The sequence below is a fragment of the Sphaerotilus mobilis genome, assembly GCF_004216565.1.
GTDB lineage: Bacteria > Pseudomonadota > Gammaproteobacteria > Burkholderiales > Burkholderiaceae_C > Sphaerotilus > Sphaerotilus mobilis.
In genome coordinates this window covers 492,196-516,504 of record NZ_SGWV01000007.1, presented here as the reverse complement: position 1 = coordinate 516,504, position 24,309 = coordinate 492,196, and the positions used below count along the sequence as shown (strand labels likewise).

Sequence of the window (24,309 nt, the reverse complement as noted above, 5' to 3'; positions counted from 1 at the left end):
AGGGCTCAGGACTTAGAAGCGCGTGAAGGCAGCTTCGTCGATCACGTCGGCCCAGGTGACGGACGAGCCACCGGCCGAGCGTGCGGACGTGCTGGACGACGTGTTGGACGACATGCTCGACGTTGCGCCCGACGCCGCCTTGCGCGGCCGTGCCGAGGCCGGCGGTGCGCTGGCGACCGCTGCCGGGCTGTGCCGGCGGGCCTTGACCGGCGTCGGGGCAACGCCTGCCTGCGCCATGGCATCGGACTGCAGCCGGAAGAAGGCCATCAGCTCCTGCAACTGCGTGGCCTGGGCCGACAGCTCCTCGGCGGTGGCCGACAGCTCTTCGGCCGCCGATGCGTTCTGCTGGGTCGAGCCGTTGACGTGTTCCATCGCGGCGTTGATCTGCGTGACGCTCTCGGCCTGTTCGCCCGAGGCGGCCGCGATCTCCTGCACCAGCTCGCTGGTCTTGTTGATCGAGGGCACCATCTGCGAGAGCAGCGAGCCGGCCTTTTCTGCCATGGTCACGCTGGAGCCGGCCAGCTGGCCGATCTCCTGTGCCGCGACCTGGCTGCGTTCGGCCAGCTTGCGGACCTCGGCGGCAACGACCGCGAAGCCCTTGCCGTGGTCGCCGGCACGGGCGGCCTCGATGGCGGCGTTGAGCGCCAGCAGATTGGTCTGGTAGGCGATGTCGTCGATGATGGAAATGCGCGTGGCGATCGCCTTCATCGCCTCGACCGTGCGGGCCACAGCACTGCCGCCGTCACCGGCCTCACGGGCGGCCTGGGTCGCCATGCCGTCGGTGATGTGGGCGTTGTCGGCGTTCTGCTTGACCGACGACGCCATCTCCTGCAGCGAGGCGCTGGTCTGCTCGATGCTCGCGGCTTGCTCGGAGGCCGACTGCGACAGCGACTGCGAGGTGCTCGACACCTGGTTGGCCGCAGCGGTCAGCGACTGGCTGGCCGCATTGACTTGCGCGATGGTCGTGACCAGCTGCGCAATCATCTGGTTCAGGTCACCCTGCAGGCGTTCGAAGATGCCCTCGAACTCGCCCTCGACTGTGCGGCTCAGGTCGCCATCGGAGATGCGGGTCAGCGCATCGCTGAAGACGTTGAGGTTGGTCTCGGTCGTGCTGACCACCGTGTTGATGCCGTCGCCCAGCGTCTTGTAGAAGCCGGTGGCGCTGGCCGTGTCGATGCGGTTGGCGAAGTCGCCGCGGGCGGCACCTTGCACCACCTGGGTGACGGCCTCTTCGAGCTTGACCTCCTCGGTGCGATCGGTCCATTCGAAGACCGTGCCGACACGCCGTCCGTTCGCATCGGCGATCGGGCTGGTGGCCAGCGCGACCGTGACCTTGCCAACCGTCCACTGGCGGCGCTCGGTGGCCCGCAGGTTCTCGATCAGCCGGCGTTGCGCCACCGGGTCGGCGTGGAAGACGTCGTAGCTCTGGCCGACCAGGCGGCTGGCCTCGAAGTTCGGCAGCTGGCTGCGCAGGTCCGGCTCGATGCGGGCCAGCAGCGAGCGGCCGGCATCGTTGTTGTAGCGGATCACGCCGTCGCCGTCGGCGATCAGCACGGCGCTGGGCACGCCGTCCAGCGCCATGCGGATGCGCAGGTTCTCGGCCGCCGCAGCAGCGGCCTCGCGCAGGCGTTCGCGCACCGGCTCGATGGCCTCGTTGACGAAACGCTTCTTGCCGGGGAAGGTGGCCAGCGGCATGTCGAAGTCACCCTCGCCGAAGGCCTGCACGACACCCAGCGCTTGCAGCTGCGTGCCCAGGTGACCGGCCACCATGCCGTTGATGCCACTGGCCATGCGGGCGTAGTCGCCCTGGTAGCGCTGGGCGTCGATCTTGACGTCGATGTCGCCCGCCTCATGCTCGGCCGCCATGCGGTTCATCTCGCCGATCAGCTGGGTCAGGGTGTGGCGGGCCTGTTCGAAGGATTGCGCGATCTGCGCGAACTCGTCGCGGCCGCTGCTGTGGACCGGCTGGTCCAGCGCACCGACGGCGATGCGGCCGGCGTCCTCACGCAGCAGGCGGGCCGAGCGGCGGATCGAGCCGACCGTCGCGCTGTAGAGGTAGAGCGCGGCCAGCAGGCCAGCGGCCGACAGGCCGATCATGGTCATGCGCTCGCGGCTGATACGCTCGACGCGGCCCTGCAGTTGCTCGTTCAGGCTGGTGACGGCCGCATCGTGGAACGCGAAGATCTTCTCCTGCACCATGTTGCTGGCGTCGAACAGCGCGTTCGGGTCCACCCGCGTCGGCCCGACCACGGCCATCTGCCGGACCTTGGCCTTGAAGCCGTCGACGGCGGTCATCGCTTCGGTCCAGCCCTCGGGGGCGCTCAGGCCGTTGCGCTCGTAGGCGGCCATGGCACGCTTGAGGCCCTCTTCCGTCGTGCTCAGCTCATGGCTGATGGCCTCGATCCGGGCCACGTCGGCGGCATCGACCTGACCGGCGGCGACCGGGTGGATGGCGGCGTCGCGCAGCATGGCCAAGGCGTCCAGGAAGGGCACGATGCGGTTGAAGGCGGCGTCCTGCAGGAAGTAGGGGCCGGCCTCGGGTTCGAGCAGCACGCCCGAACGGTCCAGCACGCCGTGTGTCAACGTCGCCAACTGCCCGGCCAGCGTGTTGTACGCCGCGTCCAGCAGGGTCGGGTCGGTCTGGCCGTTCAGGCGCGTGAACTGCTCGATCTGCGTGCGGGTGTCCTTCCAGAGGCTTGCGAACTCGGGGTGAGCCGCCGCTTCCGAACTGGCCACGGCCTTGTCGATCATGGCCAGGTCGGCCGCGAGCTGCTGGCGACGGCCCTCCACCAGCGTCTCGGCGCCGTCGACCTTGCTGGCCGCCAGCTTGAGGGCCGAGCGGAAGGCCCGAACCGGGTCGGCCGCGTCGATCAACTCATTGGCCAGCGGCGTGGCCGCCAGTTCGCCGCGGGTGTAGTCGAGGTCGGCGTTCTGCTTGACCACCATGGCACCCAGCAGGGCCAGCAAGGGCACGGTCAGCACGGTGGTGACCAGCGCGAACTTGGCGCCCAGCGTCATGCGCTGGAGCAGCGGGGTCACCGGCGCGAACAGGCGCTGGGGGCGGTGGGTGGCGGGGGTCTGGGTCATGGCGGTCTCCCGAGTGGGGTGCGGAATAGGTGTGAACGGTGGCGCGTCGAGCCAGCAGGGCGGCCGTCAGGCACGCACGGCTTGCGGGCTGTGGGTCTGGGATGAAGGGCTGCGGCGTCCGCTGGCGGCGGGGGCCGGTGCGGGCGGTGCGCTCAAGCGGTACTGCGAGATCAGGTGCTGCAGCTGGCTGGCCTCGTCGTCGAGTTCGTCGGCGGTGGCCGACAGCTCCTCGGCGGAGGCGGCGCTGATCTGGGTCGCCTGGCTGACCTGGTCCATCACCGCATGCAGCTGGTGGACCTGATCGGCCTGCGACTGCGAGGCGCGGGCGATGTCCTGCACCAGCGTGGAGGTGCGGGCGATCGAGGGTTGCATCTGCTGCAGCAGCGCGCCGGCCTGTTCGGCCATGCCGACGCTGTCGCTGGCCAGCTCGCCGATCTCGCGGGCGGCGACCTGGCTGCGTTCGGCCAGCTTGCGGACCTCGGCGGCGACGACCGCAAAGCCCTTGCCGTGGTCACCGGCCCGGGCGGCCTCGATGGCGGCGTTGAGCGCCAGCAGATTGGTCTGGTAGGCGATGTCGTCGATGATGGAAATGCGCGTGGCGATCGCCTTCATCGCCTCGACGGTCTGCAACACGGCGCTGCCGCCCTGGGTCGCTTCCTGGGCCGCACGGGTGGCGATCTCATCGGTCTGTCGCGCGCTGCGGGTGTTGTCGGCCACGCTGCCCGACATCTCTTGCAGCGACGCGCTGGTCTCTTCCATGCTGGCGGCCTGCTCCGAGGCCGACTGGGCCAGCGACTGCGAGGTGCCACTGACCTGCGAGGCCGCGATCGACAGCCGCGCAGCGGCCTCGCGCACCTGGCCCAGCGTCAGGCCGACGCCGTCCATCACCCGGTTGAGCATGTCGCCCAGGCTGCGGTAGAAGCCTTCGGCGCGCGTCAGGGTCACGCGGGCCGAGAAGTCGCCAGCGGCGGCGGCTTCTGCGAGCGTCGTCAGGGCCTGTTCGGCGGCCAGCTGGTCGGTCAGGTCTGACCACTGGCCGACGCTGCCCAGCGTCTTGCCGCTGGCATCGCGCACCGGCGTGGTGATGACCTCGTAGGTCCGCCCGCCCAGCACCATGCGGGTCTGGACCCGCTGGGTCAGGCCGCGCAGGCGCGCCACCGCCGCTTGCGGGTCCTTGTAGAACACGCCCACCGAGGCGCCCAGCACGGCCTCCGGGTCGAAGCCGGGCAGGTCCTGGCGGAAGGCGGCGGCGTCGCGGCGCAGGATCTGCCGCAGCGCATCGTTGAGGTAGACGATGGTGCCGTCGGCATCGGCGATGCGCACCGGCATCGCGGCGGCGTCGAGGGCCTGACGGATGCGCAGGCCGGCTTCGCGCTCGGCCTGTTCGGTGGCGGCACGGGCTTGCGACTCAGCCTGTGCGCGCAGGCTGGCCGTCAGGTCGCGGCATTCGCACAGCAGGCCGGCGCGTTGGCCGGCAGCATCGTGCATCGGCGTGAGCGACAGTTCCAGCGTCAGGCCGTGGGCCTCGATGTGCTGGCGCTCCGCGCCCAGGTCGATGCGTGCGCCCGCACCGCCGAACAGCTGGCTCAGTCGCTGACCCACCCAGGTGCCACGTTCAGCGCCGGCATGGGCCGATGCGCTGGGCCGGCGGGCATGCACCTGGTCAAGCAGGGCCTGCAGCGCCGGGCTGACGACCGCCAGCGTGCCGTCGCTGCGGCAGGTGCCCATGGCGCTGCTGCAGCAGGCGATCAGCTGCTGCAGCTGGTCACCACGATCGGCGTGTTCGTCATGCGCGGCCTGCAGCGTGACCAGCTGGTCGGCCTGCGCGGCAGCCTCGGACTGCAGGGCCTCCAGCGTGGCGGCCGAGCGGGCGCCGGACTGTGCGGCCGCCCAGGTCGAGACGCCCGCCAGTGCAGCCGCCGCGACGGCCAGCAGGCCACCACCCAGCGTCGGCGTCAGGACACCGGCATGCCCGGCGGCCAGTGCCGCGATCGGCGCCAGCAAGGCGGTGTAGGTGCTCAGGCGTGACGTTGGTGGGATGCGCATGGTGGGGTCTCGGTGCATGTCGTTGTGGTGGGCGTGTTCGAAGGAATCGGGTTTGCGGCTTCTGCGGCTGTTGCGGCTCTGGCGGCTCTTGTGGTCAAGCGTTCGGGCGATCCGGTGTTCTGGCATTCAGGGGTGGGCGATCGGACGGCCCTGGCTCGTGGCGTGAGCCAGTGCGGCGGCGTGCCCGCCGCGCTGCGGCGTCACATGGGTCATCAGGCTGGGCACGTCGATCACCAGCGCGACCTCGCCGCTGCCCAGGATGGTCGATCCCGCGATACCGGGCAGGTGCTGGAAGATGCGGCCGAGCGGCTTGAGCACGGTCTGGTGCTCGCCCAGCAGTCGGTCGACCATCAGGCCGACCTTGCCGGTGGACGTGCGCACCAGCAGCATGCTCTGGCGTGCCGGACGGTTGCCCGCCACGCCGAAGCAGGTCCTCAGGTCCACCCAGGGCAGCACCTCGCCACGCAGGTCGAAGCAGCCGCTCAGGCGCGAATCGGCGTCGCTGCGGCAGGCCGGCGGGGTCTCGATGCACTCGACCACGGTCTCCAGCGGCAGCACGTAGTGCACGTCGCCGACGCTGGTCAGGAAGCCGTCGATGATGGCCAGCGTCAGCGGCAGGCGGATCTGCATCGTGGTGCCGCGGCCGACCTCGCTGGCGATGTGGATCTGGCCGCGCAGCGCGTCGATGTTGCGCTTGACCACGTCCATGCCGACACCGCGCCCGGAGATGTCGGTGACCTTGTCGGCGGTGGAGAACCCCGGCGCGAAGATCAGCTGGTTGACCTCGGCGGCGCTCATCACGGCGTCCTCGGGGATCAAGCCACGTTCGACCGCCTTGGCGAAGATGCGATCACGCGCCAGGCCACGGCCGTCGTCGCTGACCTCGATGACGATCTGGCCACTCTCGTGGTAGGCGTTCAGGGCCAGCCGGCCGCGGCCGGACTTGCCGCTGGCGATGCGGTCATCGGCCGATTCGATGCCGTGGTCCAGGCTGTTGCGCACCAGGTGCATCAGCGGGTCGGCGATGGACTCGACCATGGCCTTGTCCAGTTCGGTGTCGCCGCCGGTGATCTCCAGGGCGACGTCCTTGCCCAGCGTCTTGCTGACGTCGCGCACGACACGCTGGAAGCGCGCGAAGGTCTCGCCGATGGGCACCATGCGCAGGCTGAGCGCGCCGTCGCGGGCTTCCTGCACCAGGTCGTGGATGCGTTGCGCGGCCTCGGTGAAGCCGGGCGAGTTCTCGCGCTGGGCGACCAGCTGGGCCCCCGAGCCGGCGATCACCAGTTCTCCGATCAGGTCGATCAGGTGGTCGAGCTTGTCGGCCGACACGCGCAGGTAGCGGTTCTCATCGCCGCGCTTGTCGGGCTTCTTGGCCGACGGTGCCTCGTGGCGGCGGTCCGGGCCAGCGTGGCGTCGCTCGGGCTCGTTGGCGCGGCGATCGGCCGTGCCACGGCGCTCGATGTCGATCGCGGCGACGGCCGCCGCAGGGCTGCCAGCCTCGACCGCGTCCATCACGTCCAGCACCTCGGCGAGGTCCAGCGTGCCGGCGCCGTCGGTGCGGCGCAGCGGCAGCACGATGCCGAGCGCCAGCCAGCGCTGCAGCAGCGCGCGGCGGGCCTCGCTCTCGCCGGCGCTGCGCAGGTCCAGCAGGGCGTCATGGGCCTGGGTGTCGGCGTCCGGCGCCAGGATCTCCAGCGAACAGTCGTCCAGCACGAACTCGAAGACCTGCTCGATGGCCTCGCGGCTGGCGGTGCTGGCCAGGCGGATCTCGAAGCCGAGGTGGCAGGACTCCGGGTCCAGCTCGGCCAGGGCCGGCAGGCCGTCGGCGACCGTGTCGATCGCCTCGACCGTGCCGAGCGTGGTCAGGTAGCGGATGAAGGCGAGCGGGTCCAGGCCGTTGCGCAGCACGTCCGCGCCGAAGCGCAGCGACAGCAGCCACAGGCCGTGTCCGGGCCGGTCGGCCAGGGCCAGCGTGGCCGGGTCGGCTGCGTTGGCCGCCGGGCCGGCAGGGGTCGACTCCGGCGTCGCCTCGGACGCCTTCGCGGCCATCACCGCTACACCCGCCACCACCGGACCTTGGCCCATCAGGCGACGCAGCTCGGCGCCGAGCGTCGCGCTGTGCGCCTGCACCTCGGCGTCGCAGTCGGCCAGGCCCTGACGGCCGGCACGCACCTCCAGCAGCAGCCGGCCCATCTGGTCACGCGAGAGCAGCAGGGCGGCGGCGACCTCGTCGCCAAAGGCGAGCGCGTCGCTGCGCAGCGACTCCATCAGCGTCTCCACCTCGTGGGTGAAGGCAACCACGGCCTCGCAGCCGAACAGACCGGCGGTGCCCTTGATGGTGTGTGCGGCGCGGAAGGCGGCGTTGAGCAGCTCGTGGTCGTCGGGCGCGGACTCCAGCCCGAGCAGCGCGTCCTCGAACTGCTGCAGCAGCTGGTCGGCCTCTTCGAGGAAGCCGTCGCGGGCTGCGGCAAGGATCTCGTCGTCGTCGTTCATCGGGTGTCCTGGGGGTCAGGCTGACGGAGCGGGCGTCGATGCGGGCGTCGATGCGGGCGTGGCCAGCAGCGACTGCAGGCCGAAGGTCTGCAGGACGTCGCGCACCACGGCGCTCGCCTGCACGATGCGCAGCTGCGCACCGCCGAGCTTGAGCGTGTTGCGGGTGGCCAGCAGCAGCTGCACGCCGCTGCTGTCGCAGGTGGTGACGGCGCTGAGGTCCAGTGCCAGGTCGGCCTCGGGCGTGCTCGCCGCATGGCTTGCGACGATGGCCAGCAGGGCCTCGCGCTGGGCCATGGCCTGCTGGATGTCGAGGTCGCCGCTCAGTGCGTGCAGCGCATGGGTCACGGCCGGCCTCAGACGCAGAGCTTGTGGACGGCCTCGACCAGCTGCGAGGGCTGGAAGGGCTTGGTGATCCAGGCGCGGGCGCCGGCCGCACGGCCCTCGGCCTTCTTGGCCTCCTGGCTCTCGGTCGTCAGCATGATCACCGGGGTGAACTTGTAGGCCGCCAGCGTCTTGATGTGGCGCAGGAAGGTCAGGCCGTCCATCTGCGGCATGTTCACGTCGCAGACGATCAGGTTGATCTTCTGGCCGGTGAGCTTGGCCACCGCGTCCTTGCCATCGCCGGCCTCGACGACCGCGTAGCCGGCCTTCTGCAGCGCCAGCTTCACGACGGTGCGGAAGCTGCTCGAGTCGTCCACGACCATGACGGTCTTGCTCATGTCGTCTTACTCCTTGAAGAACGAGGTGACCAGCTCCACCAGTTTGGAGGGCTGGAAGGGCTTGGTGATCCAGGCATTGGCCCCGGCGGCGCGGCCTTCGGCCTTCTTCGCCTCGCTGGTCTCGGTGGTCAGCATGACCACCGGGGTGCGGCCATGCTTGGGCTGGGTGCGCAGCTGGCGCACGAAGCTCAGGCCGTCCATGCCGGGCATGTTCACGTCGCAGACCAGCAGGTCGACGGGGCTGGTGGCGAGCTTGCGCAGGGCGTCCTGCCCATCGCTGGCCTCGACCACGCCGTAGCCGACACGCTTGAGGGCCAGCGCCACCACGGTGCGGAAGCTGCTGGAGTCGTCGATGACCATCACGTTCTTGCTGCCCATGGCAGATCTCCTTGTCGTTGAGGTTGGTGGCGGGTCAGAAGAACTCGACACCGCTGGTGCGTTGGATGTCCACGGTGCCGTGGTGGTGGTTGCGCTGTTCTTCCATCGTGTAGGTCTGCTCCAGGTCTTCCAGCCAGCGTGCCGCGTCGGCGTGGGTGGCGTCCTGGTGCGTCTCGATCCAGGTGGCGAAGCGGTTCATGTCGTTGCCGATGGCATCGAGCATCTGCGTCAGCCGGTCCTGAAACTGGAAGCCCACAAAGATCTGTTCGAGGTCCTGGCCCAGCCGCGAACTCAGCGACTGCAACTCGCGCGAGGACGCCAGCGAGCGCGACAGGTCGCGCACCAGCACGGTGACGACGTCTCGGGCCTGCAGGCGGGCGCGCAGCTCGATCTCCTCGTCGGAGCGGGTCTGGGCGATGGCCTGGTTGCGGGTGCGCTCGATGCGTTCGGCCAGCGACTGGATGCGCTGGGCCAGCTGGGCGCCGTTGCGGTCGCACTGGCCCGAGAGTGAACGGACCTCCTGCGCGACCACCGCGAAGCCCTGGCCTTCGCGGCCGGCGCGGTGGGCCTCGATCGAGGCGTTGAGCGCCACCAGACCGGTGTTGGCCGCGATCTGGCGAACGTCCTTGACCAGGCGCTGCAGGGCGTGAAGTTCGTCGTGCAGGCCGGCGATTTCCTCGACCATGGCCTGGCGCTGGCGGGTCGCTTCCTGCATCGGGCCGAGCAGGCCGTCGATCGCGTCGCGGTGGGTGTCGACCAGCTCGTCGGTGGTGCCCGCGCGCAGGCTCATCGAGCTGCCCTCGACCTCGCGGGCAGCCACCGACAGGCCGTCGGACAGGCTGGAGAAGGCCTGCAGCAGCGCGTCGATCTTCTGGCCGGCCTCGTTGCGCGAGGCGTCGATGTGGCGCTTCCAGACCGGCACGACCTGGCTGACCATCAGGCGCGCGCCGCTGTCTTCGGCGCTGCCGGCGGCGTCGCCCGGCCGGTGGCCGTTGCCGCGCTGGCGGCGCACCAGCCAGCCGGTCAAGAGGGCGCCGGACAAGGCCAGCCCCACGCCGATCGGCCATGCGGGGGCGGCAACGGCGACGCCGGCGACCAGCAGGCAGCCGCTGGTGGCCAGCAGGTCAATGCCGGTCCGAGTCGCGCCGGTCCGGGCGGCGCCGGAGGCCGTGCGGGAAGTCTTGTCGTGTGTCAACGCAGCCCCCGTGTCGGGAGCGGGCCGCGTTGGCGTGTGCAAGAGACCATGTGCGCGCTCTCCATCTGAAAAAACCGTTGTCGTGGGTCGCATCCAACCTGCCTGCCGGACGGGCATGCCGAAGCGCTCAGGTTCAACTGTCGGGCGGTAAGGCCCCCGGCGATGCCCGGATATCGGCCGGCGGAACCGTTTACTTCTCAGGTATCGGTGGACAGGCGTCACGGAAGAATCGCTTCATCGGGTCTGTGCTGGCGTCCATCTGTCGCGCGCGCCGCTCAGCCACTCACCCACCCACCCACCCACCAAGGAAGTTGGATGTCGATGAACCTCGTGGCGCCATCGCCGCCTGACCTGAGCCCGACCCACCCGGATCCCGCCGCCGGTCTTGACGCGGGTGACGCCGACCGACGAGGTCACGACGGCGCGAGCACCGCCCTGCGCAACTACTTCCGCTACCACGGCATCTACGCGCCGGGCGTGCGCCTGATGCGGGCGATGTCGGTGCGTGGCAAGGCCACCCTGCTGGCCACCGCCTTCATGCTGCCGCTCGCGCTGGCCCTGCACCGGCTCTTTGAGCACCAGCCCCATGACCCGCAGGAAATGACCCTGCTGCTGATGAGCATCGGCTTCTGTCTGGCGCTGGCGCTCTACATGCTGCTGTCCTTCTACCGCGTCACCCATGGCGGCTTGACCCATCTGAAGGAGCAGGTCGGTCGCATGGCCAGTGGCGACCTCAGCATGCGGCCCCAGCCCTGGGGGCGCGACGAGGTGGCGCATGCGATGCACTCGCTCGGCCAGTCGCTGGGCCGTCTGGCCGACCTGTTCGCGGTGGTCCGTCAAGGTGTGGCGGCGTCCTCGCACGCCTCGCGCGAGATCGCCGCTGGCAACCACGACTTGGCACGTCGCACAGCGGCGGCGGCGGCGGCCATCGACCAGGTGCTGGCGGGGGTCGGCCAGTACATCGAGCAGCTCGATGCCAGCGGCCTGCGCGTGGACGAGGCCGAGGCGGTGGTGCAGCGCATGCGCCTCGACGCTGCCCATGCACGCCACCAGATGACGCAGCTCGATCACCGCATGCAGGCCTTGCAAAGCCGCAGCCGCGAGATCGTCGAGATCGTCGCGCTCATCGACAACCTTGCCTTCCGCACCAACATCCTGGCGCTCAACGCCTCGATCGAGGCGGCCAAGGCGGGCGAGGCCGGGCGCGGCTTTGCGGTCGTCGCCCAGGAGGTCCGCAGCCTGGCCGGCCGCAGCGCCGAGTCGGCCCGCCGCATCGGCGAGATCATCTCCGGCTCGACCGACGACATTGCCCAGGGCCATGTGCTGGCCGGCGAGGCGGCACAGGCGCTGCGCCAGACCGACAGCCAGGTCGAACGCATCCACGACGAGATGCAGCAGATCGTGGGCCTGACCCGCGCCGGCCAGACCAGCTCGCAGGAAATCCTCGCCGAGCTGCGCCGCTTGGGCGAGCTGACCCAGGAGAACCACCGCCTGGTCGACCAGATGGCGCTGGCCTCGAACGCGCTCAGCGCCGAGGGCGAGCGGCTGGATGACACGGTGGCGAGCTTCAAGCTGGTCTGATCCCGGTGGCGACGCCTCAGGGCGTCCCTACACTGCCTTCGTGTCCCTCTGGTCCCTACCCCTGATCCGTGTTCGAGCGCTGCTGCGGCGAGCGCCGCGCCAGCTGGCGCCGTGGTTCGGCTCCTTGCGGCTGCAGCTGGCGCTGGCCTGTGGGGCCCTGATCGCCGTCAGCGTGATCGCCGTCACCACGGTGGTGGTGCAGCGCGGGGCGCTGCACAGCGAACAGGCGGTGCTCGACAACGAGGCGGCCAATGTCGATCACCTCGCGGTCCTGCTGCGTGACCGCGTGGTGCGGCTGCAGCTGGCCTTGCGGGCGGCTGCCCAGCCGGTCGACGACCTGGTCCTGCACGACCGGCTGGCCCAGCAGCGCTACATGAGCCAGCGCCAGGTGCTGGCCACGCTGTTCTCGACCATCGCGCTGGTCGACCTGGATGGCCGCGTGCTGGTGCTGCGCAACGGGGCGGACATCGGCCACCCTGACATCCACATCGGCGACCGGGCCTATTTCCTGGCCACCCGCCACCAGGGTCGGCCGATGATTTCCGAGCCGCTGATCGGCCGCGTCTCGCGCGAGGCGATCGTCGCCTTGACGATGCCGGTGCTGGGCGCCGATGGCCAGCTGCGGGCGGTGCTGCTGGGCACCCTGAAGCTGAATTCCAGCGATCTGCTCTACGGCCTCAGCACCCAGATGGCCGCGGATCCCGCCGTGATGCAGACGATCATCACCGACGCCAGCGGCCTCGTGCTCGCACACCCGGATCCCGCCGTCGTGCTGCGCCAGATCGACGAGGTGCCCGGCCTGCGCCTGGCGGCCGCGCGGTGGGTGAGGGCGGGGCGTCCGATCGAGCCGATGCCCGAGGCCTACAGCGACGCCGGCTACGTCGTCGCCGCAGCGGGCGTGCCCGGGCCGGACTGGATGATCTTCCGCGTCGCCAGCTCCGATGCGCTGCTCGGTGGCCTGCGCTCCGGCGTGCGCGAGGCGATCGCCTTTGGTGCCTTGATGGCGCTGCTGGCCATGCTGCTGCTCTGGGCCTGGGTGACGTGGTTGCTGCGGCCGCTCTCCCGGCTGGAAGACCGCACCCGCCTGCTTGGGCCGGGTGGCCCTCCGCTCGAACAGGGTTGGCCCGATGCCAGCGGCGAGGTCGGCGAGCTGGAGCACGCGCTGCGCGCCGCGTTGCAGGAACAGGTCCGTGCCGAGGCCAGCAATGCCGAGCTGCTGGTCAAGCTGAGATCGGTCATGAGCACCGCACCGATCGGTCTGGCCTTCACCCGCTCGCGCACCTTCGAGCTGGTCAGCGATGAGTTCTGCCGCCTGTTTGGCCATCCACCCGGCGGCCTGGTCGGCGAGACGGCCCGGCTGATCTATGCCTCCGACGAGGAGTACGCCGGGCTCGGACCGAAGGTGGTGCAGGCCTTTGCCGAAGGGCGACGCTACAGCGGCGACCACGAGTTCGTCCGGCGCGACGGTGGTCGCTTCATCGGCGAGCTGGTCGGGCGGCCGGTCGATCCAAGCGACTCGGGCGCCGGCACCATCTGGCTGCTGCGCGACGTCACCCGCGAGCGTGCCGACCAGCGCGAGCTGGCATGGAGCGCCAGCCACGACGCGTTGACCGGGCTGATCAACCGGCGTCAGTTCGAGCGTTCGCTGGCGGCACTGGTCGACCGCCAGCGGCTGGCCGAACAGCAGTCCTTGCCCTGGTCGGGTGCGGCGCTGCTGTTCATCGACCTGGACCTGTTCAAGCAGGTCAACGACAGCGCCGGCCACGCCGCCGGCGACGAGATGCTCCGGGCGGTCGCGCGGGCTCTGGACAGCAGCCTGCGCCGCGACGAGTGCGTGGCGCGGCTGGGTGGCGACGAGTTCGCGGTCCTGCTCGACGCCTGCGATCCGCCGGCGGCCGAACGTCTGGCGCACAAGCTGCAGCAGGCGATCGAGCAGATCCGCCTGCCCTGGGGCGAGCACCTGCTGCAGGTCGGGGCCAGCGTCGGTGTGCTGGTCATCGAGCCGCCCCTGCGCGAGCCCGATGTGCTGATGCACGCGGTCGATCTGGCCTGCTACGCCGCCAAGCAGTCGGGTCGCCACGCGGTCTGGGTCGCCGAGCGTGTGCGCCCCGACGCGTGAACATGTAACAACTGCATCGCAGCGGCACCGATCGGGTCCACCCATTTGGGGGATTTGACCCCCGACAAGATGGAAAAGCGCCTGCTTTTCCGGCGACCACCCGTGCCGGATTCCACGAATTCTCCCTGCTGCAATGCAGCATCCGAGGCATCGGCGTGGGGCTGCGGCGGTGTCAAGGGCCCGCCACACGTGACGGTTCAGACTTCCTTCACCTGTGTCCCGCCTTACCTTTGTTCACCGCTGGCTTCAGCGAGGTTTCATGCACCGACCCTAGGATCCTGGGAAATCGTTCCATTGAGCGAGATCAGTTCGGGTGCCAACCCCCAAGTGACGTGCCTGGCCCCGTCTGATCGCCGCTCTCCCGACCTACAGGAATCCGCCCGTGAGCACTGCACTGTCCGCCTCGCATCCGGCCCATGCCGGCCAGGTCACGGCCCGTCCGCAGGCCGACGCCGGCTCATCGGCGCGTGCAGACACGAACGCGCCGGCGCGTCAGCGCGGACAGCGCAATGCCTCGGTCCTGGTCACCTTGGGCACCCTGTTGGGTGGGGCTTGGGAAATCAGCCGGCGCGGTTTTTTCACAGCCGGCGACGACATCGGTTACTGGCTCGGGGTCGTGGGCGGCTCGATGATGTTGCTGCTGCTGCTCTATCCGCTGCGCAAGCATGTGCGCGCGATGCGCGGCTGGGGCTCGCCCAAGGTCTGGCTGGCCGGCCACATGGTGCTGGGCATCGGCGGGCCGCTGCTCATCTTGCTGCACTGCGGCTTCCAGGTCGGCTCGATGAATGCCGCCGCCGCCCTCTACAGCATGTGCATCGTCGCCGCGAGCGGCGTGATCGGCCGATTCCTGTACGTGCGCGTCAACCGTGGCCTCGTCGCAGAACGCAATGCCCTGGGCGAATTGCGGCGACAGATGGGCTTCGATGGCGAGCGCCGCTCCATGCTGTGGTTTGCGCCGCAGGTGCAGGAATCCCTCAACGCCTTCGAGGCCGACGTGGTCGAGCGTGGCTCGGTCAAGGCCGGTGCCGGCCGCCACTGGCTGCGCCTGCTGCTGGTGCTGCCGGTGCGCAGCTGGTCGGTGCGCCTGAAGGCCCAGCGCGACATCCGACTGGCCTTGCGTGTGCTGGCGCGTGAACAGAACTGGCAGGGCAGCCTGCTGCGCCAGCGCCAGCGTCAGGCGCGCCGCTCGCTGGTGTCCTACTTTGTGGCGGTGATGCGGGTGGCGCTGTTCGCCGCCTGGGAGCGTGTCTTCGCGCTCTGGCACGTGGCCCACATCCCCTTCGTGTTCCTGCTGGTGATCGCGGGCGTCGTGCACGTGATCGCGGTGCACGCCTACTGATGTCCGATGTGCACCGCCCCTGCCATCCGCTGCGCGCCCTCTTGAAGGGCGCGCAGGCGGGATGGGCCTTGCTCCGGCGCGGGGTCGCCGGCCTGGTCCTCGTGATCCTGGCCATGTTGGCGATGCTGGCGGGCACGGGCGTCGCCCGGGCCCAGGGCATCGAGTCGGTGCTGTCGCCCGGCAAGGTGGTGCAGTCGCACGCCAAGGCCGAGGCCGAGTGCAAGAGCTGCCACGTCAAGTTCGACCGCAACGCGCAGGACCGCCTGTGCATCGATTGCCACAAGGACATTGGCGCGGACGTGCGCGACAAGGCCGGCTTCCACGGCCGCAAGCTGGCCGCCGAGCCAGCGCCGTGCCGCGACTGCCACACCGACCACAAGGGCCGCAACGCACGCATCGTCGAGTTCGATCCCAAGACCTTCGACCACACCGGCCTGGCCGACTACACGCTGCGCGGCGCGCACATCAAGACCGAGTGCAAGAGCTGCCACCTGCCCGGCAAGAAGTGGCGCGAGGCGCCGCAGGACTGCCTGTCCTGCCACAAGAAGGACGACACCCACAAAGGCTCGCTGGGCCCGAAGTGTGCCGACTGCCACACCGAAAGCGACTGGAAGAAGACCACCTTCGACCACGACAAGACCCGCTTTGCGCTCAAGGACAAACACGCCGATGCCAAGTGCGGCGATTGCCACCGCGACAGCAACTACCGCGAGACGCCGCGCACCTGCATCGGCTGTCACCGCAAGGACGACGAACAGCTGATCAAGGGCCGTCGCGGTCACCAGGGCCAGTACGGCGAGAAGTGCGAGAGCTGCCACAACGCCAAGGCCTGGAAGCCCAGCACCTTCAACCATGACGTCGACACCAAGTACCTGCTCAAGGGCAAGCACAAGCCGCTCGAATGCAAGGCCTGCCACACCGGCCACCTCTACAAGAACCCGGTCAAGAGCGATTGCCTGAGCTGCCACGTCAAGGATGACAAGCACAAGGGCACGCTGGGCAAGGATTGCGCGTCCTGCCACAACGAACGCGGCTGGAAGGACCAGGGCAAGTTCGACCACGACAAGACCAAGTTCCCGCTGCTGGGCAAGCACATCGAGGCCGAGTGCAAGGCCTGCCACAAGTCGCAGGTCTTCAACGAGGCCCCCAAGGACTGCATCGGCTGTCACGAGAAGGACGACAAGCACGAGAAGACCCTGGGCCGCGACTGCGGTGCCTGCCACGGCGAGCGCGACTGGAAGACCACCAAGGGCAAGTTCGACCACGACAAGACCCAGTTCCCGCTGCGCAACGGCCATGCCGTGCCCAAGCTCGAATGCAAGGCCTGCCACAAGAGCCTGAAGGAGATGCGCAAGACGCCGCTGGACTGCCTGAGCTGTCACAAGAAGGACGACAAGCACGAAGGCCAGCTCGGCCCGCGCTGCGAGAACTGCCACACCGACAAGACCTGGAAGACCACCATCGGCTTCGACCACGCCAAGACGCGCTTCCCGCTCACCGGCCGCCACATCACCACCGTCTGCAAGGACTGCCACACCACCGGCGCGCGCTTCAAGGACGCGCCGATGGACTGCTACAGCTGCCACAAGAAGGCCGACAAGCACAAACTGACGCTGGGCGTGGGCTGCGAGAGCTGCCACAACACGCGGTCCTGGGGCATCTGGAACTTCGACCATGACCGCCAGACCAGCTACCGGCTGGAAGGCCCGCACGCCAAGGTCGCCTGCATCACCTGCCACAGCCGGCCGGCACCGACCGGCAAGAAGGTCGCCCCGACCGGCACCACCTGCGTGGCCTGCCACCGCAAGGACGACGTGCACGACGGCGCCTTCGGCAACCGCTGCGAGCAGTGCCACGTGGTCGACCGGTGGAAACGCATCGTCAACCGCAGCATGAGTCCGGCGCCTGCCTTTACATCGGCGACACCGGCGGCACCGGCGGCATCGGCCGCACCCGCCGCACCCGCCGCGCCCGTCGCACCCGCACAGAAGCCCGCCCGATCGAACCGGAGTCCCTCATGAACCAGCCCCGAACGCCTGACCTGATGTCGCTGCTGCGGCACCTGCTGGCCCTGCTGGTGCTCGTCGCCAGCGGCCTGATCGCCCCCGCCGCGCAGGCCCAGACCATGGGCCGCGACTTCGACCACAACCGCACCGGCTTCGTGCTGAGCGGTGCCCATGCACGCGAGCGCTGCGAGTCCTGCCACGTCAACGGTGTGTTCAAGGGCACGCCGCGCGACTGCCAGACCTGCCACACCAGTGGCAGCCGGCTGGCCCGCAACAACACCGTCAAGTCGGCCAACCACATCCCGACCACGGCGCCTTGCCAGACCTGCCACACCAGCCAGTCCTTCAGCGGTGCGCGCTTCAGCCATGCCGGCGTCGCCCGCGGCAGTTGCGCGACCTGCCACAACACCCGCAACGCACCGGGCAAGCCGACCAACCACATCGCCACGACCGCCAGCTGCGACACCTGCCACCGCACCACCGCCTGGCTGCCCGCGACCGGCACCGACCACAGCACCTTCACCGCCGCCACCAACTGCGCGAGCTGCCACAACGGCAGCAGCGCGACCGGCAAGACCGCCCGTCACATCGCCACCGGCTCGCTCAACTGCACCAGCTGCCACAGCACCCGCGGCTGGCTGCCCAGCAGCTGGAACCACAGCCAGATGGCCGTGGCCAACACCTGCTCGTCCTGCCACAACGGCAACAACGCCAGCGGCAAGTCGGCCACCCACCTGGTGACGACGGCGCAGTGCGACACCTGCCACAAGTCGACCGCCAGCTGGACGGCCAGCACCAAGGTCGACCACAGCACCTTCTCGGCCGCGACCAACTGCTCGACCTGCCACAACGGCACGACCGCCACCGGCAAGACGGCCCGCCACATCACCACTGGCACGCTCAACTGCACGTCCTGCCACAGCACGACCACCTGGACGCCCAGCAGCTGGAACCACAGCCAGATGGTGGTGGCCAACACCTGCTCGACCTGCCACAACGGCAACAACGCCAGCGGCAAGTCGGCCACCCACCTGGTGACGACCGCGCAGTGCGACACCTGCCACAAGTCGACCACCAGCTGGGCCGCCAGCACGGCGGTCAACCACAGCACCTTCACCACGGCGACCAACTGCACCACCTGTCACAACGGCAGTGGCGCGACCGGCAAGCCGATGACGCACATCCCCGTGGCCGCCACCAACTGCATCAGCTGCCACACGACGACCGGCTGGAAGCCGCACCGCTTCACGCACAGCCAGGTGGTCGTCACCAACCAGTGCAGCACCTGCCACAGCGGCAGCTACCCGCCGGCCGACGGACGTCCGGCAACGCATGTGCCCTACCAGTCGCTGACCGGCGTGGCGATCACCAACTGCGACACCTGCCACAAGGCCGGCTACCTGTCGTGGACGCCCGCGCGGCTGCACGCCAGCATCACCGTGACCAGCCAGTGCGCGACCTGCCACATCGCCGTCAAGCCCAACACCGGCGTGCACATCGGCGTGACCGGCAACTGCGAGAGCTGCCACCGCAGCACGTCGTCCTGGGCCTCGGCCACCTTCGCCCACTCGCCGGCCAACGCGGTGGGGACAGGCACCTGCGACACCTGCCACAACGGCGTGCAGGCCAAGGGCAAGCCGCCGGGCACGCACATCCCCGTGCCAGTGGGCACGGCCAAGTGCGACTCCTGCCACCGCTCGCAAAGCTCGTTTGCGACCGCCGTGACGATGAACCACAACGTCGTGGCGACCGCCACCTGCAAGAGCTGCCACAGCGGCGCCTTTGTCTCGCAGGGCATCGTCGGTGCGCTGGGCAAGCCGACCAACCACATCCCGGAGGCGACCCAGCTGCTCAACGGCGCCTCGCTGGACTGCAAGTCCTGCCACACCGGCACGACGGCCTGGACCACGGTGCGCATGAACCACAACGGCACGATGGGCAACGGCGCGGGCTGGTGCAAGGGTTGCCACCTCAGCGGCACCAACTTCCTCGGCAACATGGACAAGGAATCGCTCACGCACGAGCGTCGCTCGCCGGTGCCGACCGACTGCTCCATGTCCGGCTGCCACCGCCCGCTGGGCAACTCCGGCAGCACCTACACGAACTGGGACTGAGGCCGGCGCGCCGCGCCCGCGCCGTCCCGCCACGCACCCGACAAGAACGACAGCAAGGACCCGACCGTGATCCATCGCCAAGAACCGCACCGAGCACTGGCCCCACTGGCTCCTCTGGCCCTCGCCTGCGTCGTCGCCTGCCTGACGCTGGCCCCGTCCGTGGCCCGGGCCCAGCTGCTCGACGAGCTGGAGCTGCGCCGCGAGGGCGCCGATGCGATCGTGCAGGTGCGCCTGCAGACCCTGGTGCGCTACGGCCGCAGCGTCAGCACCCGCAGCGGTGACCTGTTCCAGATCTACTTCGACGCGCCGGACCTGCGCGATGCCGCCATCCAGCCCAGCCAGCGGCGCCTGCAGGCCATCAACGGCCTGCCCACGCTGACGGTCAACGAGGAACCGCTGCTGGGCAGCGTGACCCAGCGCAAGCTGGTCGTGCGCATCGACCCGGCCACCCGCATGCGGGTGCGCGCCGGGCGTGACAACCGCAGCATCGAGCTGGTCCTGCCCGGCCTGGGCGCCCGCGTGAAGGCCGCACCGACGGCATCGGCCCCGGCAGCCACGGCCCTGGCCCCGGCGCTGGCCGCCGGCGGCGCCACGGTCATCGTGCTGCAAAGCTCGACCGATCCCAACCTGCAGCTCAACGTGCCGGTGCCCAAGCAGCTGCAGTCGCTGGACGTCAACACCGCCACCCGCGTGGTCGACGGCCAGACGCGGCACGAGATCCATCTGGGCCCCTTTGCCGATGTGGCCGAGGCGCGCCGCGCGCTCGAGATCGCGCGGGCCCGCTTCCCGGGGGCGGCCATCGTGACCCTGCCGGCGGCGCCTGCCCCCACCGCGCAGGCAGCACCCGGGGTGCCCGTCAACGTCGAAGCCACGGCCGCCACGCTCCTGGCCGAGGCCCGCGCCGCCAACCAGGCCGGTGACACGGCGAGCGCGCTGGACCGGCTCAACCGCCTGCTGGACCTGCCGCCCAACCGCGCCTCCCGCGAGGCGCAGGAACTGATCGGTCTGGTGCGCCTGAACGCGGGCGACACGGCCCGCGCGCGGCGCGAGTTCGAGACCTTCCTGAAGCTCTACCCGACCGGCCCGGACAGCCAGCGTGTCGCCGCCCGCCTGGCCGCGCTGCCGGCCGAGACCGCTGCGACGGCCGAGGCGCCGCGCAAGCAGGCCGCCACGACGACGGTCAACGGCTCGGCCGGCCTGTACTACTACGGCGGCCAGTCCAAGGTCCGTTCGGAGGAGTTCCGCGATTCGCCCATCAGCGGCCTGCCCGAGCTGACCCAGAACCCGACGCTGACCGGCACCGACCAGAAGCTGGCCATCGGCACCTTCGACCTGAACTACCGCCACCGCAGCACCGAGCAGGACCTGCGCTTCGTCTTCCGCGACAGCTACACGGCCGACCTGATGCCTGGTCGCACCAGCCGCAACAAGCTGTCGGCGCTCTACGTCGACCACAAGTCCTTCGAGCGCGGCACCAGCATCCGGCTCGGGCGCCAGTCGCCCACCGGCGGCGGCGTGCTGGGCCGCTTCGACGGTGCGACCGCCGGCTACACCTTCGCACCGAAGTGGAAGGTCAACGCCGTGGCCGGCCGGCCGACCGACAAGCTGCAGCAGACCAAACGCTCGTTCGGCGGCCTGTCGGTCGATGCCGATGCGTTGACGCCCAATGTCTCGGGCAGCCTCTACGGCATCCAGCAGAACATCGACGGGCTGGTCGACCGCCGCGCCATCGGCAGCGACCTGCGCTACTTCAACGGTGGCACCTTTGTCTCGGGCTCGCTGGACTACGACACCATCCTGCGGGCGGTCAACATCGCGGCGTTGCAGGGCACCTGGCAGCAGCTCGACGCCGAGGGCAATGCCGGCACCACCGTCAACTTCCTGCTCGACCGGCGCTCGCAGCCGATCCTGATGCTGGGCAACGCCCTGTTCTTCCAGGACCCCAACGGCGGCGCGATTCCGGTGCGCATGAGCGACGCGCTGGCGCTGCGCGACCTCGACACGCTGCGCAGCTATGTGCGCACGACGACGGCCTACTCCAACCAGGCGCAGCTGGGCGTGACCACGCCGCTCAACGAGCGCTGGCAGATCGGTGGCGACATCCGCATGACGCGGGTGGGCGCGATCGCCGCCGTGCCTGCGCTGGGCTTGCCGGCGCAGCCGGCCACCGGCGCGATCTGGAGCCTGGGCGGCCAGCTGATCGGCAGCAACCTGTACTCGATCCGCGACACCCACGTCTTCAACCTGACGGCCCAGCGTGGCGCGACCTTCAGCGGTCAGCTGTTCATGTACAACAACCTGTCGGCGCTCAACGAGCAGTGGAGCGTCGAGCCGTCGCTGCAGGTCTACCGCCAGAGCGACGACAGCGGCGTCAAGCTCGCCCGCATCAAGCCCGGTCTGCGTGTCTCCTGGCGCGTCGACCCGGGCGTCACCCTCGAGTCGGCCGCCGACTACGAGCTCAGCAAGATCACCACGACCACAGGCAACGAGAATACGGACCGCGTGTTCTATTACCTGGGCGGTCGTTATGACTTCTGATCCTGCGGCGCCGCTAGAGGCCCGCGAGCTGGCCTGCCGACGTGGCGAGCGCAAGCTCTTCGGCGGCCTCAACCTGGCCCTGCGCCCGGGCCGTCTGGTCTGGCTGCGGGCCGACAACGGCCGCGGCAAGACCAGCCTGCTGCGCCTGCTGGCCGGGCTGGCCGCACCGGACGCCGGCGAGGTCCGCGCCGCCGGCCTGCCGGTGCGACGCGCCGCCGCCGCTGGACGGGCACCGCTCTACATCGGCCACGCCAACGCCCTGAAGGACGACCTCAGCGCGGCCGAGACGCTGGCCTTCACCGCCCGCCTGCACGGCCGCATCGCCCAGGCCGATGCGCAGTCCGCGCCGGTGCGCGCCGCGCTGACGCGCATGGGCATGGGCCAACGGCTGGATGCGCCGGTGCGCACGCTGTCACAAGGCCAGCGCCGCCGCATCGCGCTGGCCCGGCTGGCGCTGGAACACGCGCCGCTGCCGTGGATCCTCGATGAGCCCTATGACGCGCTGGACAGCGCCGGCATCGCCGCGCTCGATGGCCTGCTGGGCGAACACGTCGCCCGCGGCGGCTGCGCCATCCTGACCAGCCACCAGGCGCTGGCCGCCAGCGCGCCGCCGGCCGATACCTTGTGGCTCACCCGCACCGGTCTGGAAGTCCGGCCGCTGGCGACGGAGCCCACGCCATGAGCGCCGCGCTGCAAGGCGTGGAAGGGCAGGGCGCCGATCGGGCCGTCGACGAATCGCCAGCCGCGCCGCTGCTCGGCACGCTCGCCGCGCTGGTCCTGCGTGACCTGCGCCTGGCCGCCCGCCGCCGCAGCGAGGCGACGCTGCCGATCGTTTTCTTCATCGTCGCGGTCGGCCTGTTCCCGCTGGGGGTCGGGCCGGAGCCGCAGACCCTGCGCCAGATCGCGCCGGGCGTGGTGTGGGTCTGCGCGCTGCTGGCGGCGATGCTGTCGGTCAATTCGCTCTATGCCGGCGACCATGCCGACGGCACGCTCGAACAACTGCTGCTGTGCGGCCAGCCGCTGGCCGGCGTCGCGCTGGCGCGGTCCTTGTCGCACTGGTTGCTGACGGGCCTGCCGCTGGTGATGGTGGCGCCGCTGTTCGGGCTGATGTTCGACCTGTCCGTCGAGGGCATCGCCGCGCTGGTGCTGGGCCTGCTGATGGGCACGCCGGTGCTGAGCCTGCTCGGCAACGTCGGCGCGGCCCTGACGCTGGGCCTGCGCAGCGGCGGCATGTTGGTCTTCTTGCTGGTGCTGCCGCTGGCGGTGCCGGTGCTGATCTTCGGCACCGGCGCGGTCGGTGCGGTCGAGACGGGGATGTCGCCGCAACCCCACTACGCGCTGCTGGGCGCGCTGCTCATCGCGACCGCCGGCTTGGCCCCGCTGGCCAGTGCAGCGGCTCTGCGCATCTCGACCGAGTGATCCGTGGCTGCGGGCCTGTCACGCGTCTTGACCTGCAGCAACTTCCGGTAATCCTGAGCGACACGATGCCCTGAGACAATGCCCGGCTGCCTGCCGGAACACCCGGTGCCCCGATCGCTCAGATCGCCCCGAATGCGGGGAACTCCGTCAGGGGTGCCGGGTCGGATCGGGCGCCGGTCCAGGCCAGAAACGCCTCGCGCCTTGAACTGCATATATTCGCCGTTACGCATGTTTACCGTCACGTCCATGCCCACGTCATCTTTGTCGACCCGATCGATCCCGTCATGAAGTCCTGGCGCCTCTTCACTTTCGCTGCACCGTCGCGCTTCTATGCCCTCACGGGCGCGCTGTTGCCATGGCTCTGGGCCGTGACGATCGCGCTGGCGCTGGCCGGCCTCTACATCGGCTTCATCGTCGCGCCGACCGACGCGACCCAGGGCGAGGCCTACCGCATCATCTACATCCACGTGCCCGCCGCCTGGGTCTCGATGGTGCTGTACCTGGCCATGGCCTTCTGGGCGGCCATCGGCTGGGCCTTCAACGCCCGGCTGGCCTCGATGGTGGCGCGTTCGATCGCCCCGACCGGCGCGATGCTGACCTTCCTGGCCCTGTGGACCGGCGCGCTGTGGGGCAAGCCGACCTGGGGCACCTGGTGGGTCTGGGATGCCCGGCTGACCTCCGAATTCATCCTGCTGCTGCTCTACCTCGGCTACATGGCCCTGGTGGCCGCGATCGACGACACCCGCCGGGCTGACCGGGCTGGCGCGCTGCTGGCGGTGGTGGGTGCGGTCAACGTGCCGATCATCTATTTCTCGGTCAAGTGGTGGAACACGCTGCACCAGGGCGCCACGGTCAGCCTGACCGCCGCGCCCAAGATGGCCGAGACCATGCTGCAGGGCATGCTGCTGATGAGCCTGGCCTTCTGGGGCTATGCCTTCGCGGTGGTGTTCTCGCGCACCCGGGCGCTGATCCTCGAACGCGAGCGCGACACCGCCTGGGTGGGCGAACTCAGCGGCCGTCCGGCGGCCGGCACGGCCTCGTCCTGAGCCCGCTGCCCGACCCGCGCGCCCGACACCCGACACCTGACACCCGACATTCGTTCTCGACACGGACACCCGATGAAAGACTTCTGGTCCATGGGCGGCTACGGCCTCTATGTGTGGGGCTCCTACGCGGTCTGTGCCGCGTTGATGCTGCTCGAACCCTGGCTGGCGCAACAGCGCCGGCGCCGCGCGCTGGAAGCGGCGGCACGACCGATCGATGAGGAGATCTGAA

General features: G+C 69.8%; 17 protein-coding genes. 10 read left to right on the top strand and 7 right to left on the bottom strand.

Going from position 1 to position 24,309, the window contains the following annotated elements:
* Positions 1-12 precede the first annotated feature (12 nt).
* The 7 genes from EV685_RS02585 to EV685_RS02555 form a co-directional block, all read right to left on the bottom strand.
* Entirely contained in the window at positions 13-3,087 is a 3,075-nt protein-coding gene (locus EV685_RS02585) for a methyl-accepting chemotaxis protein (RefSeq protein WP_130480401.1), read from the bottom strand.
* A gap of 66 nt (positions 3,088-3,153) precedes the next feature.
* A complete protein-coding gene (locus EV685_RS20895; RefSeq protein ID WP_242615384.1) occupies positions 3,154-5,133 on the bottom strand; it encodes a methyl-accepting chemotaxis protein in 1,980 nt (659 codons plus the stop codon).
* 126 nt (positions 5,134-5,259) lie between these two features.
* Positions 5,260-7,626: a chemotaxis protein CheA gene (locus tag EV685_RS02575; protein ID WP_130480399.1), complete on the bottom strand. Its 2,367-nt coding sequence runs from the start codon at positions 7,624-7,626 to the stop codon at positions 5,260-5,262.
* Positions 7,627-7,641: 15 nt separating this feature from the next.
* Positions 7,642-7,971, bottom strand: coding sequence for an STAS domain-containing protein (locus tag EV685_RS02570; RefSeq protein ID WP_130480398.1), 330 nt, complete (start codon positions 7,969-7,971; stop codon positions 7,642-7,644).
* Between the two features lie 8 nt (positions 7,972-7,979).
* Positions 7,980-8,345 (bottom strand): response regulator, encoded by a 366-nt coding sequence (locus EV685_RS02565; RefSeq protein WP_130480397.1) that lies wholly within the window; start codon positions 8,343-8,345, stop codon positions 7,980-7,982.
* Between the two features lie 6 nt (positions 8,346-8,351).
* Entirely contained in the window at positions 8,352-8,723 is a 372-nt protein-coding gene (locus EV685_RS02560) for a response regulator (protein ID WP_130480396.1), read from the bottom strand.
* Between the two features lie 34 nt (positions 8,724-8,757).
* A complete protein-coding gene (locus tag EV685_RS02555; protein ID WP_130480395.1) occupies positions 8,758-9,918 on the bottom strand; it encodes a methyl-accepting chemotaxis protein in 1,161 nt (386 codons plus the stop codon).
* Between the two features lie 315 nt (positions 9,919-10,233).
* On the opposite strand from EV685_RS02555, the gene EV685_RS02550 reads away from it, so the two are divergent.
* The 10 genes from EV685_RS02550 to ccmD all read left to right on the top strand — a co-directional run bounded on the left by EV685_RS02550 (position 10,234) and on the right by ccmD (position 24,308).
* Positions 10,234-11,499 carry a methyl-accepting chemotaxis protein gene (locus tag EV685_RS02550; protein WP_130480394.1) on the top strand — a complete coding sequence of 422 codons (1,266 nt, stop codon included), beginning with the start codon at positions 10,234-10,236 and terminating at the stop codon, positions 11,497-11,499.
* Positions 11,500-11,539: 40 nt separating this feature from the next.
* Entirely contained in the window at positions 11,540-13,618 is a 2,079-nt protein-coding gene (locus EV685_RS02545; protein WP_165396694.1) for a sensor domain-containing diguanylate cyclase, read from the top strand.
* A 382-nt stretch (positions 13,619-14,000) separates the two neighbouring features.
* Complete coding sequence (locus tag EV685_RS02540) at positions 14,001-14,957, top strand: hypothetical protein (protein ID WP_130480392.1); 957 nt, start codon at positions 14,001-14,003, stop codon at positions 14,955-14,957.
* A complete protein-coding gene (locus tag EV685_RS02535; RefSeq protein ID WP_207224751.1) occupies positions 14,957-16,978 on the top strand; it encodes a cytochrome c3 family protein in 2,022 nt (673 codons plus the stop codon). The genes EV685_RS02540 and EV685_RS02535 overlap by 1 nt, the downstream gene beginning before the upstream one ends.
* On the top strand, positions 16,975-19,077 hold the full coding sequence (locus tag EV685_RS21145) for a cytochrome c3 family protein (RefSeq protein ID WP_165396693.1): 2,103 nt from the start codon (positions 16,975-16,977) through the stop codon (positions 19,075-19,077). The genes EV685_RS02535 and EV685_RS21145 overlap by 4 nt, the downstream gene beginning before the upstream one ends.
* Positions 19,078-19,143: 66 nt before the next feature.
* Positions 19,144-21,615: a tetratricopeptide repeat protein gene (locus tag EV685_RS02515; protein WP_130480389.1), complete on the top strand. Its 2,472-nt coding sequence runs from the start codon at positions 19,144-19,146 to the stop codon at positions 21,613-21,615.
* Complete coding sequence (gene ccmA, locus EV685_RS02510; RefSeq protein WP_130480388.1) at positions 21,605-22,297, top strand: cytochrome c biogenesis heme-transporting ATPase CcmA; 693 nt, start codon at positions 21,605-21,607, stop codon at positions 22,295-22,297. The genes EV685_RS02515 and ccmA overlap by 11 nt, the downstream gene beginning before the upstream one ends.
* A gap of 68 nt (positions 22,298-22,365) precedes the next feature.
* Positions 22,366-23,034: a heme exporter protein CcmB gene (gene ccmB / locus EV685_RS02505; RefSeq protein ID WP_130480952.1), complete on the top strand. Its 669-nt coding sequence runs from the start codon at positions 22,366-22,368 to the stop codon at positions 23,032-23,034.
* A 284-nt stretch (positions 23,035-23,318) separates the two neighbouring features.
* Positions 23,319-24,080: a heme ABC transporter permease CcmC gene (gene ccmC / locus EV685_RS02500; RefSeq protein WP_130480387.1), complete on the top strand. Its 762-nt coding sequence runs from the start codon at positions 23,319-23,321 to the stop codon at positions 24,078-24,080.
* A gap of 72 nt (positions 24,081-24,152) precedes the next feature.
* Positions 24,153-24,308, top strand: coding sequence for a heme exporter protein CcmD (ccmD, locus tag EV685_RS02495; RefSeq protein ID WP_130480386.1), 156 nt, complete (start codon positions 24,153-24,155; stop codon positions 24,306-24,308).
* Position 24,309 lies beyond the last annotated feature (1 nt).